Annotated in this window: 11 protein-coding genes; 3 read left to right on the top strand and 8 right to left on the bottom strand. The window is 64.2% G+C overall.

Features of this window, described 5'->3' with window-relative positions:
* Window positions 1-70: 70 nt before the first annotated feature.
* From ACOQFP_RS12315 to ilvA, 4 genes are all read right to left on the bottom strand, one after another.
* Window positions 71-865: an ABC transporter permease gene (locus tag ACOQFP_RS12315; protein WP_032380514.1), complete on the bottom strand. Its 795-nt coding sequence runs from the start codon at window positions 863-865 to the stop codon at window positions 71-73.
* A complete protein-coding gene (locus ACOQFP_RS12310) occupies window positions 862-1830 on the bottom strand; it encodes an ATP-binding cassette domain-containing protein (RefSeq protein ID WP_206486734.1) in 969 nt (322 codons plus the stop codon). The genes ACOQFP_RS12315 and ACOQFP_RS12310 overlap by 4 nt, the downstream gene beginning before the upstream one ends.
* A gap of 54 nt (window positions 1831-1884) precedes the next feature.
* Window positions 1885-5001: an arabinosyltransferase domain-containing protein gene (locus ACOQFP_RS12305; RefSeq protein WP_421584468.1), complete on the bottom strand. Its 3117-nt coding sequence runs from the start codon at window positions 4999-5001 to the stop codon at window positions 1885-1887.
* 74 nt (window positions 5002-5075) lie between these two features.
* Entirely contained in the window at window positions 5076-6239 is a 1164-nt protein-coding gene (gene ilvA / locus ACOQFP_RS12300; protein WP_421584483.1) for a threonine ammonia-lyase, read from the bottom strand.
* Window positions 6240-6376: 137 nt separating this feature from the next.
* Here ilvA and ACOQFP_RS12295 point away from each other — a divergent pair, with 137 nt between their 5' ends.
* Genes ACOQFP_RS12295 through ACOQFP_RS12285 form a run of 3 tightly spaced genes read left to right on the top strand, consistent with a single transcriptional unit; the run spans window position 6377 to window position 8321 of the window.
* The gene (locus ACOQFP_RS12295; protein WP_421584467.1) at window positions 6377-7363 is read left to right on the top strand and encodes an Asp23/Gls24 family envelope stress response protein; all 987 of its coding nucleotides are present in this window, start codon (window positions 6377-6379) and stop codon (window positions 7361-7363) included.
* Window positions 7363-7914, top strand: a complete 552-nt coding sequence (locus ACOQFP_RS12290; protein WP_421584466.1) for a hypothetical protein — start codon at window positions 7363-7365, stop codon at window positions 7912-7914. The genes ACOQFP_RS12295 and ACOQFP_RS12290 overlap by 1 nt, the downstream gene beginning before the upstream one ends.
* A 20-nt stretch (window positions 7915-7934) precedes the next feature.
* On the top strand, window positions 7935-8321 hold the full coding sequence (locus ACOQFP_RS12285) for a hypothetical protein (protein WP_421584465.1): 387 nt from the start codon (window positions 7935-7937) through the stop codon (window positions 8319-8321).
* Window positions 8322-8339: 18 nt separating this feature from the next.
* Here ACOQFP_RS12285 and ACOQFP_RS12280 read toward each other — a convergent pair whose 3' ends face one another.
* The 4 genes from ACOQFP_RS12280 to tuf form a co-directional block, all read right to left on the bottom strand.
* A complete protein-coding gene (locus tag ACOQFP_RS12280; RefSeq protein WP_421584464.1) occupies window positions 8340-8636 on the bottom strand; it encodes a putative quinol monooxygenase in 297 nt (98 codons plus the stop codon).
* 25 nt (window positions 8637-8661) lie between these two features.
* Window positions 8662-11187 carry a polynucleotide kinase-phosphatase gene (locus ACOQFP_RS12275; protein WP_421584463.1) on the bottom strand — a complete coding sequence of 842 codons (2526 nt, stop codon included), beginning with the start codon at window positions 11185-11187 and terminating at the stop codon, window positions 8662-8664.
* On the bottom strand, window positions 11184-12479 hold the full coding sequence (locus tag ACOQFP_RS12270) for a 3' terminal RNA ribose 2'-O-methyltransferase Hen1 (protein ID WP_421584462.1): 1296 nt from the start codon (window positions 12477-12479) through the stop codon (window positions 11184-11186). The genes ACOQFP_RS12275 and ACOQFP_RS12270 overlap by 4 nt, the downstream gene beginning before the upstream one ends.
* Window positions 12480-12772: 293 nt before the next feature.
* Window positions 12773-13963 (bottom strand): elongation factor Tu, encoded by a 1191-nt coding sequence (gene tuf, locus ACOQFP_RS12265; protein WP_206486727.1) that lies wholly within the window; start codon window positions 13961-13963, stop codon window positions 12773-12775.
* Window positions 13964-14050 lie beyond the last annotated feature (87 nt).

The following is a 14050-nucleotide window of genomic DNA, read 5'->3' as shown; positions in this document are numbered from 1 at the left end:
CTTCTCGCACAGGGCTCACAACTGCACCCCCGGTCGCTCGGCGACCTGGGGTGCAGTTCTGTGTGCAGGGTCAGGCGGTCATCGTTTTCTGGTACTTGCGTACCGACAACGGCACGAACACCACCAACATCACCACGACCCAGATCAAGGTGTAGAGCACTGGATTCTGCAGTGGCCACACCTCGGGCGGCGGCGCCATCGGGTTGGTGTTTCCGAATTGCTCTCGCACCGCCAACGTCACCGACGAGATGGGATTCCACTCCGCGATCGTCTTGAGCACGCTCGGGAAATTGTCGATCGGGACGAACGTGTTGGCGATGAAGGTCAACGGGAAGATCACGATGAACGACGCGTTGTTGAAGATCTCCGGCGAACGCACGATCAGGCCGACCAACGCCATCACCCACGAGATCGAGTACGCGAACAGCAACAGCAGCACGTATCCGAGCAAAGCGTCGAAGAACGAGGACGTGATCCGCCAGCCCACGATGAGCCCGGTGATCGACATGATCGTGATGGTGACGATGTTGTTGCCCACATCGGCTGCGGTGCGCCCGATCACCACCGCCGACCGAGCCATCGGCAACGACCGGAATCGGTCCATCACGCCCTTCTGCAGGTCCTCCGCGAGCGAGGACCCGGTGATCGACGCACCGAAGATCATGGTCTGTACGAAGATGCCGCCCATCAGGAAACTCTTGTAGTCGATTCCCGGAACGTCGATCGCGCTGCCGAACACATACGCGAACAACAGTACGAACATGATGGGCGACAGTGTCGCGAAGAACAGCAGATCTGGAACTCGCTTGAGCTTGATCAGATTTCGCTTGGTGATGATCGCGGAATCCAGGAGAACATTGCTCATTTGTCTTCCTCCGCCGTCTCGGGCTCGCCGGTGGTCTGACCGGTCAGACTCAGGAACACGTCGTCGAGGTTCGGCCGTCGCAGACCGACGTCGACCACCCCGATCCCCGCTGCTTCGAGATGATTCAACGCCGAGGACAGATCCTTCGACCCGCCGTTGACAGGCATGACGATCCGTCCCACCTGCTCGTCGAGGGTGGGTGGCTCGACCCCGAGCGGAGTCAGGATCTCCTTGGCCCGATCGGCCTGAGACCGATCGGTGAGCACGAATTCGACCCGCTCGCCCCCAGTTTGCGCCTTGAGTTCGTCGGCGGTGCCGCGGGCGATGATCTTGCCCTTGTTCAACACGATGATCGAATCGGCGAGCCGATCGGCCTCTTCGAGGTACTGCGTGGTCAACAGAATGGTCGTTCCGTCGCGTACGAGGTCCGCAATGAACTCCCACATGGTGATTCGGCTCCGCGGATCCAATCCGGTGGTGGGTTCGTCGAGAAACACCACCCGCGGTCGCCCGATCAAACTGGCCGCGATGTCGAGCCGTCGACGCATACCGCCCGAGTACTGCTTGGCGGTGCGATCTCGCGCGTACTCCAAGTCGAACCGTTCGAGCAGTTCGCCGGCGCGCTTCTTGGCCTCGGCCTTGCGCAGACCGAACAGTCGCCCGACCATCTCGAGGTTCTCGTATCCGGTCAGATACTCGTCCACTGCCGCGAACTGACCGGTCAATCCAATCGTGCCGCGAACCTCGTTCGCCTGCGTCAGCACGTCGAGACCGAAGATTCGCGCCGAGCCCGACGTCGCCTTCAGCAACGTAGCCAGAATCCGGACGGCCGTCGTCTTCCCTGCCCCGTTGGGACCGAGCACACCGAGCACCGTGCCCTCCGGAACGGTGAAATCGATTCCGTCGAGCGCAACGTTCTTCCCGTACCGGAGCACGAGATTCTCTACTTCGATAGCGTTCGCCATGGCCCTCTCCCCGTTTCTCCTCTGTCGGTGTAAGGACTCCCGAACCCGTAGAGATTAACCGGTTTTGATCGGACCCGGGGTCCACAGGCCCGAACGCTGGACCTCGGTAGCGGTGATCCGAGCCGGCACGGCCGACTCGTCGTACGGGACGTACCGCTCGATCGATCCCCAGTCACGATCCCAATCGTCCTTCAGATACGACGGAATGGTGCGCGCCGAGGCGAGCACGTCGATCCACCCGAGCGGACCACCACCGAAATGGTCCTGCCAGGCATTGGTGATGACGGCACCGCTGCGGTCCGGAAGCACCCGGTACTGCGGAACTTCGGCCACGCCGAGGCGGTGGTCGAACGGATGCTGGCAGGGAAAGTTGAAGCCCACTTCCCAGTCCAGCAACACCGGACTCTCACGTCCGACGACCTCGTTCAACGTCTGCGTCCGCGGTACTCGCGGTGGAGTGATCGCGAGCCACTGATCCGACGCGCGGTCGGTATCGCTGAGCACGAGGCGAATCATGTTGGTACCGGCCGGAATCTGGTCCATCGGAACCCTCAGGTCGCGCCACGACGGTGCCGGTCCGATATCGATGGGCGTCACCCGGCCCTGTGCGCGACCGTCGATTCCGTATTCGAGTTCGAGGCTCTGACCGTAGGTGACGACGCCGTCGGAGTTCACCGAGCGGATGCGTCCGGCAGCGGCAATGGAGATCAGATCCCCTGGTTCGGCCGGGAGCGCGTACCACCCGGTGGTCAACGTCGCGGGAGTATCGGAACCGAACGAGCCGAGCACCGGCACTCGTGCCGGGTCCAAGCCGTACGGCAGTGCGCTGCCGCCGGTTCCGGCTCCGGTGGTCGACGTGGGCTGCTGCTGTTCCCCGGTATCGACGGTGTTGGAGGTACCCGACGCCGACGCCTCCTTGTCCGCGGTGAGGTCACCGGCCACCCCGTCCGGGGTGAACCCGTCGTTCTCGGCACCGAGTGCGGAAAAGGCGTCCCCGCTGACCGGTTGCAGCACATCGGCATTGGGATCGGTCTCGAGCAGCACGTCCTCGGCGAGACCACAGGTGTTTCCGGTCAACGCCGAGAGATTGGATTTGGCAACCGAGTACGACGGCCATTGCGCCACCGCGCCCTTGGCCATCGACGCGACGGCGAGCAGCACCATCACAGCTGCTGCGACCGCGATGGGCGGGATCGACCACCAGCGCGCCATGGGCTTGCCTGTGCGCACATAGGGCGCGCGCAGATGAAACCACACCGCCGCGAGCAACAGCAGCACGGTCAGGCCGAGGAACATCGTCGAGATGCCGAGCCCGGCAACGAGAATCGGCTTGTCCCAGAACGGAACTCCCCACGCCGAGACGTACCAGTACCCGTTGGTTCCGGTGAAAGCCACGGCCATCAGGAACGACACGGCGGCAGCGAACAGCAGTCTGTTGCGCCGTGAGCGCAGTACCGACGCCCCGGTGGCCACGGCCGCCAGTACCGCAACGGAGGCAGCCAGACCGGCGAAGACGCCGAAATGATGAGTCCACTTGGTGGGGGTGATCATCATCAACGCCATCGCCCCGACGGTGATGCCGACGATCCGCCGCGCCGGACCGAGTGCGGTGCCCGGGATCGTGCCGCCCTTGCGCAGCATGGCGAGAACCACCGCGATCAGCGAGACGATCATCACGAACACCCCGAACCGGCGCGCGAGCGAGCCGTCGATATCCATGTTCATCAGCCACTGATAGCGCAGGTATTCGTCGAACCAGGCCTGGCTCGGCCCGGCCGCGTTGTGCACCCGCTGCATCTCGAGCATGCCCGCCACCGTCTGGTTGCCGAACGCGAATACCAGCACCACCGTGCCCGACGCGATCAACGGGGCCAGCAGGGTCGCCACGCCCAACGCGGTGCGATCGAATTCTCGTGCGCGGGCCACGACGATCTGCAGCACCGGCCTGGCGCCGGCGATCAGCGGAGCAAAGCAGATGAATCCGGACGGCGCACACGTGACCGTCAACGCCGCGATCGCGATGGCGGCAGCAGCAGGGAGCAGTCTTCGGGTCGCGATCGAGCGCTCCACCGAGCACCACGTCAAGAGCACGCCGATCGCCACGAACGGCTCGGGGCGCAGGCCGTTGTTGTAAGGCAACCAGAACGCGAGCAGCACCAGCCCGCCGGTCCACAGCGCGGTCTTCGACGCACGCGCCGCGGCGCCGAACCGCGGGATCACCTCACGGCTGATGACAAGCCATGCCACGACGGCGCAGATCAGCGTCGGCAGGCGCATCCACACACTGGCAGTCGAGACGTGCGACATCAGCCCGAACATGTCGTACAGCGGTGTGCCGAACGGCGTCTCGGGCACACCGAAGTAGCGGAAATAGTTGGCCATGTAGCCGGCATGATCGGCCGTGCGAGCCATGCCGAGCTGATATCCGTCGTCGGAGGTGTTCGCGCCGATGATGTGCCACACCAGTAGCGTGCCGATCACCACCGCGTCGGCCGCCCCGAAGCTCCACCAGCGCCGAGGCAGGAAGCGTCGAGCCCGGCGGCCGTCGGACAGGTCCAGGCGGTGCAGTGCCACCAGTGAAACGCCGGTGGCGAGCACTCCGACGATCATCGCGAACCACTTCAGGACGCTCGGGGTCGAGGAGAACCTACTGTCCAGCTCGGCCTGCAGTTGCAGACCGGGAACGTTGCCCTGAAGATCGCTGAACACGCCGACCATCTGCGGCCGGACGTCGCCCTCACGCGTCACAGCGTCCTCGCCCGTCAATCCGACGGTGGTCGACGCGCCGTTCGAGGCAACCGTCAATGCGCAGTCGTTCAGTTCCGCGACCGGTTGCTCGAGGAGGACCGAATCACGCAACGTCACCTTCAGTTGCGATGTCTCACCTCCCGTCACCTCGGCAACGAGACCGTAGCGATATGCGTCGGGCGATCCCTTGGGCGAGGTGGACAGCAGCAGACCGCCGTCGGGGAGTTGACTCGTCGCGGCACACGGAACTGACGCGTCGACGCTGATCGGGGTGTACGAGACGAGCGGAGCTTCGACACTGCCGATCGGGTCGGATTGCGGCCACGTCAACGAGGACTGTTGTTGCTCGATCGGCAGCAGCGGTATCGCGATCGTCAGGAGAATTCCCAGCACGGCGGAGGCGATCGCGACGAGCCTAGCCATGCAAATATCTCCCACCAATGTCCTGGTCCAGATCGCTGATCAAGGTACCAGCCGGACCTGTGCGGACCGGACCGTCAGCTCTCGACCTGTACCGAGTATCCGGCTGCTCCCAATGCCTCCAGCACCGCCTCGCGGTGATCGGGACCGCGGGTCTCGACGGTGAGCATCACGTCGACCTCTTCGAGCCCCAGCCGTCCACCGGTACGGGAGTGGACGACGTCGACCACACTGGCCCCCGCGTCACGCACCACCTCGAGGACACCGGTCAGTCCGCCCGGCTTGTCCGAGATGATCACGCGCACAGCCAGATAGCGCCCGCCCGCACGCAGACCGTGCGTGATGACATGGGTGAGTAGCAGCGGATCGATGTTTCCTCCGGAGAGAACGGCGCACACCGGGCCGGTCAATCCGATGTCCGCCGCGGAATGCGTCATCAACGCTGCCACCGCCGCCGCTCCTGCCGGCTCGACGATCAGCTTGGCTCGCTCTATGCAGAGCACCAATGCCCGCGACAGTGCATCTTCACTGACGGTGACGATCTCGTCGACCCAGCCCTGCACATGATCGAAGGGCACCGATCCGGGTAGGCCGACAGCGATGCCGTCGGCCATGGTCGACATCGTATCCAGTGCGATCGGGTGCCCCGCCTTCAGTGATGCGGGCCAGGCGGCAGCACCCTCTGCCTGTACCCCGACGATCCGGATTCCGGGTTTGGTCAACTTGACCGCCGCGGCGACTCCGGCCAGGAGTCCCCCGCCGCCGGTGGGAATCACGACGGTTCCGACCTCGGGCATCTGCTGCAGCAGTTCGGTACCGAGCGTGGCCTGCCCCGCCACGATGTCGAGATGGTCGAACGGATGGATGAGAGTGGCCCCGGTTCGGTCAGCGAACTCCCGCGCCGATACCAACGCCTCGTCCACCGTGTTCCCGACCAGATGTACCGTCGCGCCGTACGCCTTGGTGGCCATCAATTTCGGCAGTGACGCCCCGACCGGCATGAACACTGTCGACTCGATGCCTACCTGCGACGCGGCCCACGCGACACCCTGAGCATGGTTTCCGGCGCTAGCCGCGACGACTCCGTGGGCGCGTTGTTGCGCATCGAGCCTGGCGATGCGGTTGTACGCCCCTCGGGGCTTGAACGATCCGGTGCGCTGCAGGTTCTCGCATTTTAGCCGCACCTCGTGACCGGTCAGGTCCGAGAGAATCCGGGACGCTACCACCGGCGTCCGCCGCATGACCGGCTCCAGCAACTGCTCGGCCGAGGCGATATCCGCTGCGGTCACCCGCACAATTTCCGACACCGTCGCAGTATGCCAGGAACGATTACGCCCACGGCGGCACCTGCGGTCGGTCATCACTACAGTTGTGGAGCGTGAGCCGCACCCGAGCGAGCCACGACCGGCACGAAGGACTCGCGGTGACGACGCAGGCTGCATCCGACGAGGTCGGCAAGGATCTCGAGACGCGCGGCAGCCTCGAGATCAAGGACCGAGCTATTTCCCGTACCGCCATCGCTGCCGCTTTGCAGGATCCGCGGGTCACCCGCACCACCGGTGGTCTCTCGCGACTGACCGGCCGAGAACTTCCACGGGCCGACGTCACACTGGGTGAGGACACGATCGCAGTGAACCTCTACATCGGGGTGAGGTGGCCATCGCAGATCACGGAGGTGGCCGCGTCCGTGCACGCCAGCGTCGAGGAAGCATTGGCAACGATGACGGGGCTGGATGTGCATCGGGTCAACGTTCTGGTCTCGGACACCGTATTGCATCGTGCTGAGCGAGTTCCCGAGAAAGACGTTGCTTCGCCGATGATCCCACCTCGTCCACCCACTGCTGGGCCGGCCGCGATGCCGGTCGCCCTGTTGTTCGGGTTCGCCCTCCTCGCTGCCGCGTTCCTCGCGGGACGGGAATTTCTCATCGCGCGCGGCCACCTCGGCGGTAGCCCGTGGATCGCCGAGGCCGTGTCCTGGATCGCCCGATTGCACTGGCAGAGTTGGATGATCGCCGCCGCAATCGCTGCCGTCGTCCTCGGGTTGCTTCTGGTGTTCGTCGGGGTCAAGCCGCGAACGAGGACTCATTCCGGCCTGGGCGAGTCCGCGTCGACGGTCTGGGCCACGCCGACCGATATCGCTCGATTGTGCAGTGCTGCAGCGCAGTCCACCCGCGCAGTCGTGGACGCCCACACCGTCGTCACACGCAGGAAGATCGACGTACGCGTCGAGCGTGACGGGGCCGTCGACGCCACGAGCGTGGACGCCGCAGTGCGCGACGCACTTGCTTCGGTACTGTCCGTCGTCTCCGGTGGCCGGCGTCTGACGGTGAAGCATTCGGTGACGGCTCCGACGAGGGTGTCGTGATGAAGACGTTCGTCGCCGGAGTCGATCGACTGCTCGCGGTCGTGGCCGGGCTGGGGTTGATCGCGGGAGGTAGCTTCACGCTTGCCTGGCACTACGACGCCCCGTGGGCGCGAGAGTGGCTCTCTCGCTTCGACCGTGCACGAATCGCCGCCCTACCGGAACAGAGCTGGTGGGTGCCGACACTGGCCGTGGTCGTCTGCGTCGCAGTTGTCGTTGCACTGCTGATGTTGATCGGCAACTTCTCTCCGCGCACGACGGGAACAGCAAGCGTCATCGAGGAGCCCCACTTCTCGGCGCACGCGGACCTGAGCGCCATCGCCTCCGGCGTCGCAGCAGAGTTGGCCGAGTTCCCCGGTGTTAGACGAGCCAAGGGAACGGCGATCGATGATCGGGGAATACCCACAGTCGCTGTGTCGGTCTATGCTGCAGCAGATTTCGATGTAGTTGCTTTCACGACGGACGCCGAGTCTTGCGCCGCGTTCGTGGCACGGTCTCTGGGCGGCGCAGATGTGGCGACACGCGTCCAACTGCACATCGACAAACGGACTTGACGTCACGTTACGGTGGATCCATGACGGCATCGACGCGTAGCAGATTCGAGCGATGCTCCGGCGGAATGCCTCTCACCGTTCCGGTGGCATTCGGGGCGGTGCTGGTGATTGCCGCCTTCGCCTCGAAACTGGGTGACAGTTCGGTCTACTTCTACGTCCCCCTGGTGTTCGCGACCACCGGGACGATGATCTGGCTCAATGCCCGTCATAACCGCGATCGAACCGGCCTGCTACACGCCGCTGTTGGATCGGCACTGCTGATCGGATGCGGCATCGTTGTCGCTGCCTGCGGACTTGCCGGCGCTCTGATGCTGGACTCGCAGACCTTCTCGGCGTCGATCGGGGTAGCTGCAATCGCGGCACCGATCAGTGCCGGAATCACTCCGTTCTCGTCGCCCAAAAACTAGTGCCGTTGCCCTCGCGGTCTAACGGACTGCCACACCGTCGATGACCAACACCTGGGCTGGACCAGCCCGGAACTCCTTGTTCACGGCAGCCGCGTCGCGCATGTGTGGGGCTTCGGCATGGGCCGCCAAGGCCTCCGCCGACTCCCAGTGTTCGAGTATCACGAACTTTTCCTCGGAGCCGACGACCCGATGCAGGTCGTACCGGAGGCAACCCGATTCCGCTCGAACCAGTGGTGCCAGCTTGGCGAACGCCTGAACCTGACGTTCGCCGAGACCGGCCTTCGTTTCCACGGACACAACGACTCTGATGGTCATCGCCGAAGAGTAATGCATGCGGCAGCTACAGTCGCGGGTCCACCGGCTCCGATTCCAGTGCCAGGACCGCGAACACCGCCTGGTGGATGCGATACAGCGGCTCACCTCGCACCGAGCGATCCAGCGCTTCCATTCCCAGCGCGTATTCACGCAGGGCCATCGACTGCTTGTGCCCCACGTTTCGGTTGCGCAGTGCAGTCAGTCGATCCGGGTCGGTGTAATCGGCACCGTAGATCAGCCGCAGGTACTCTCGGCCGCGAACCTTCATGCCGGGCTGCATCTTTCCGCGTGGAGCGTTGGCTGCCGGTTTGACGACCATCCCCTCTCCGCCCTGCGCCGTCAACTCCTCCCACCACTTCTCCCCTGCCGCAACCGAATCCGGCCTCGACAGATCGACCTCGATTCGACCGGTGGTGGCGAACAACCCGGGATCTGCTGCCACCAAGCGGTCGGCAACGTCGAGGTGCCACGTGTGCGGACGATCCGCATACGTCTCGACGTTCGACGCCAGTACCTGAAACGGCGCGATCCGAACTCCGTCGAGCCCGTCGGTATGCCAGACGTATCGCCGATACGCGGCGGTGTACTCACCCAAGTTCTTGTGCCGAACGGTGTTCCGGTCCTGCAACTCCTGCACATCCAGACCGCGCGATCCGGCCGATGCCAGCACTGCCGCCTCGGCCCCGAGATTCGCCCGAGACACCGCTGCAACCGCGGCGTACTCGGTCTTGATCAGGCCCTCCGCTTTGGCGGACCACGGCATCAGTTCGCAGTCGAGAACAAGCCAGCGCGCGGCCAATTCCTCCCACACACCGGCCTTCTCGACCGCGTCGGACACCCCCGAGATCAGCTCGCCGGTGAGCGACTCGTCGAACACCGGACGACCAGTCCGCGTGTACGCAGTGCCGAGCACTCCCTCCGGGGCATCGAACTTCTCCCGAGCGGTGTCTGCATCTCGACACACCACCACGACCACCCGCGAGCCCATGTGCTTCTCCTCGCAGATCACCGTCGAAGCACCGAGCGCGCGATACGCCTCGAACGCCTCCGTCGGATACTCGAGATAGCCCTCGCGCATCGATGTTCCGCTCGGAGCCATCGTCGGCGGCAGATAGTGCAGCCACTGAGGAGCCAGCGCGAACCGACTCATCACCTCCAGTGCGCCAGCGGCATTCTCCGGACGTACCGACACGCGTCCACGCAGGGATGTCTCCACCCCCGTCGGGCCGATCACGTCCGACAGATCGAGCGACGCAGCATCACGCGTGAACGCGCCCATCGGTCGCGCAGGCTCGTACCAGACCTTCTCGGCCGGAACCGAAACGATCTCACGCTCCGGATAGCGCAGTGCCGTGAGCTTGCCACCGAAGACGCACCCCGTGTCGAGGCACGCAGTGTTGTTCTCCCACTCCACTTCCGGCACCGGAGTGTGCCCGTACAGCACCGTTGCCGAGCCCCGATAGTCCTGCGCCCACGGATACCGCACCGGCAAGCCGAACTCGTCGGTCTCGCCCGTGGTGTCTCCGTACAGAGCAAAGCTCCGAACCCTGCCCGACGCCCTGTTGTGGTACTTCTCGATCAGTCCGGCGTGCGCGACGACGAGCTTGCCGCCGTCGAGCACCACGTGCGCGACCAGACCATCGCAGAACTCGAGAACCTCCCGGCGGAACTCCTCCGATTCGCCGTCGAGCTGTTCGAGCGTCTCGGCGAGACCGTGCGAGGCCGTCACCTTCCGCCCCCGCAGTGCCTTGACGAGCTTGTTCTCGTGATTGCCAGGAACAGCCAATGCCGCTCCTGCATCGACCATTCCCATCACCAGCCGTAGGACACCCACCGAAGCCGGTCCGCGATCGACATAGTCGCCGACGAACACCGCGGTTCGACCGTCCGGCGGCGTCGCACCGACGGATCTGCCTACTCCATCCCGTATGAGCGTGTATCCGAGTGCAGTGAGCAGGCTTTCGAGCTCGGACAGACAGCCGTGAACATCACCGACAACATCGAACGGTCCGGTCAGGTCTCGTCGATCACTGCGCAGCGGCGTGCGAACGAACTGCGCCGACGCCACCGCATCGACACCGCTCAGTACGTGGACCGTCCGAAAACCTTCCTTGGCCAGCCCACGCATCGAGCGCTGCAGCTGGGAGTGTTGGCGTCGCAATACATCGCGGCCGAAAGTTCGGTCGCTTCGCTCGGCATTGCGCTGCGCACACACCGATTCGGGCACATCGAGTACAACGGCGACCGGAAGCACATCGTGGTCACGTGCCAGCGCGATCAGCGCTTTGCGCGCGGCTGGTTGAACGTTGGTCGCATCGACGACGGTGAGCAAACCGGCGCGAAGCCTGGTTGCGACGAGAAACTCCAACAGCGCGAACGCGTCCTTGGTCGCGCTCTGCAGATTGGGGTCGTTGCTCACCATGCCCCGGCAGGCATCGCTGGACACTGCCTCGTACGGACCGAAGTGCTCCGCGGCGAAGGACGACTTACCGGAGCCGCTGATACCGATCAGAACGACGAGGGACAGATCCGGAATCTCGAAGGTACTCACTCGGACTGCTCCTCTCTGGTGAATACTGCCATCTGGGTCGGGGTTCCGTGATTCGGATCGCGCGGCCCGATTCCCTCGACGCGGACCGCATAGGCATGATCACCCGCCACCGCCGCAGACCACTGCTCGAATTGCGCGCGGGTGAACTCGAAGCGGTGGTCGACGTGACGGAAAGATCCCGCTTCGAGGCCGGGATACAACACGTTGTATTCGGAGTTGGGTGTGGTGACCAGAACCGTTCGCGGACGTGCCTGAGAAAACACCGAACGCACCAATGCCGGAAGCCTCGCGAGATCGACGTGCTCGATCACCTCCATGAGCACCATCGCATCGAATCCCTGCAATCGGACGTCGCGATACGTCGCCGAAGACTGGATCAGTTCGATCCGTGACCGCTGCCGATCGGCCATCTCGTCCAGACGTAGCCGCCGGTGCGCCTTGGCAAGCGCCCGGTCACTCACGTCGGCACCGAGAATACGCTCGAAGGTGCTGTGTGCGACCAAGTCCCGAAGTAGACGCCCCTCACCGCAGCCGAGATCGATCACCGATCTCGCGCCGGACTCGGCCAGGGCGGCCAATACAGCGTGCACTCTCTGCTCGGCCAACGTCGGATCCCTCGGGGCCACGTCGTCCTGCGGCGCGTCGGGCACGAGTCGATCCAGCGCCGAGGCCACCAGTTCGCGGCGATGCGCCAAGTATCGGGAGGAGATGAGCGATGACTCCGGGTGATCTCCCAACCAATCCCCTGCTACTCGAACGAGTTTGTCGGCCTCGTCCTCACCCACCCAGTAGTGCTTCCCGTCGTCGAGGACCGGAAGCAGAACATACAGGTGCCGCAGTGCGGCAGACAGTGTGAAGGTGCCGGTGAGAACGAGGTCGATGTACTCGGAGTCGCCCCACGTCGGCTGCGTCGGATCGAGCGGAATGGGCCTCGCGTCTACCGTCCAGCCCAACGGACCGAACATCCGTGACGCGAGATCAGCGGAACCACGTGACGGCGCGGACGGCATCGAGATCGTCAGATCCATTGCAGTAGAGACCAATTCAGGCCGGGTACTGCACACGCCTGCCCGCGTCTGCTTGAACAGTCGTGACAGGGCGACGGCCAATCCGGACGCGGCACCGTCGTTCAACAGGACTGCGACGGTGGTCCGCTGAGCCGAGACTTCCGGATACAGCACGGTCGTGGTGCCCATCGGCAGGTTCCAGCTCTGCACGCGATCGGGGTGCTTGTGCAACAAATACCCGATCTCGGAGGCGTCCGGGAAATCGGTTGTGGCATTTGCAGTCACGGTCAGTAGCACCGCAGCGACGTTACGGGACCGCCGCGTCCGATGCGTCCTATTTTTCGTGTGCCGCCTCGGGCCGCGTCAATGGACCACTGCATACGTCTGACCGCGTCAAGGGTTCATTCACCCACTGGGGGATAGCGGCGCGGTTGCCGCCCCCTCCGCGTGAATGAACCACTGCATACGTCTGGGCGGTGCAAGGGTCCATTGACGCGGGCGGCGGAGCCGCACGCACGCAAAAGCGGCACCCACCCTGTCGGGTGAGTGCCGCTTTCGGTACAGCTGGTGAAGCTAGATCACTTGATGATCTTGGTGACGCGACCGGCTCCGACGGTACGACCGCCCTCACGGATTGCGAAACGCAGGCCCTCGTCCATGGCGACCGGCTGGATCAGCGTGACGGACATCTCGGTGTTGTCACCGGGCATGACCATCTCGGTGCCCTCGGGGAGGGTCACGACGCCCGTAACGTCCGTGGTACGGAAGTAGAACTGCGGGCGGTAGTTGTTGAAGAACGGCGTGTGGCGGCCACCCTCATCCTTGGACAGGATGTAGGCGTTGCCCTCGAACTCCGTGTGGGGAGTCGTGGTGCCGGGCTTGATGATGACCTGTCCACGCTCGACGTCTTCGCGCTTGATGCCACGAACGAGGAGGCCGACGTTGTCGCCTGCCTGACCCGAGTCGAGCAGCTTGCGGAACATTTCGATTCCGGTGACGGTGGTCTTGGTCGAGCCGGGGCGGATGCCGACGATCTCGACCTCTTCGTTGACGTTGACCGAGCCGCGCTCGATACGTCCGGTGACCACGGTGCCACGGCCGGTGATGGTGAAGACGTCCTCGACGGGCATGAGGAACGGCTTGTCGGTCTCACGAACCGGGTCCGGGATGGAATCGTCGACGGCCTGCATGAGCTCCATGACCGACTCGCCCCACTTCTCGTCACCCTCGAGGGCCTTGAGAGCGGACACCTTGACCACCGGTGCGTCCTCGTCGAACTCCTGCGAAGCGAGGAGCTCGCGGACCTCCATCTCGACGAGCTCGATGATCTCGTCGTCGTCGACCATGTCGGCCTTGTTCAGTGCGACCAGGATGTACGGCACGCCGACCTGGCGAGCGAGCAGCACGTGCTCGCGGGTCTGCGGCATCGGGCCGTCGGTGGCTGCCACGACCAGGATTGCGCCGTCCATCTGTGCCGCGCCGGTGATCATGTTCTTGATGTAGTCGGCGTGACCCGGTGCATCGACGTGCGCGTAGTGGCGCTTGTCGGTCTGGTACTCGACGTGGGAGATGTTGATCGTGATACCACGAGCCTTCTCCTCCGGAGCCTTGTCGATCTGATCGAAAGCCGATGCCTCGTTCAGGTCCGGGAACTTGTCGTGCAGAACCTTCGTGATTGCAGCCGTCAGCGTCGTCTTACCGTGGTCAACGTGACCGATGGTGCCGATGTTGACGTGCGGCTTCGTCCGATCGAACTTCGCCTTCGCCACTGTGTCCTCCTGGACTGATCTGTGCGTGGCCCCGTGGGGCACGCACGCGTATGTGTTGTTACTTATTACAGGTCGAGCGTGGTCCAG

The sequence above is a fragment of the Rhodococcus sp. MALMAid1271 genome, from assembly GCF_049195265.1.
GTDB lineage: Bacteria > Actinomycetota > Actinomycetes > Mycobacteriales > Mycobacteriaceae > Rhodococcoides.
Note: the sequence above shows the minus strand (reverse complement) of the source record. Positions and strands in the feature narration are given on the sequence as shown.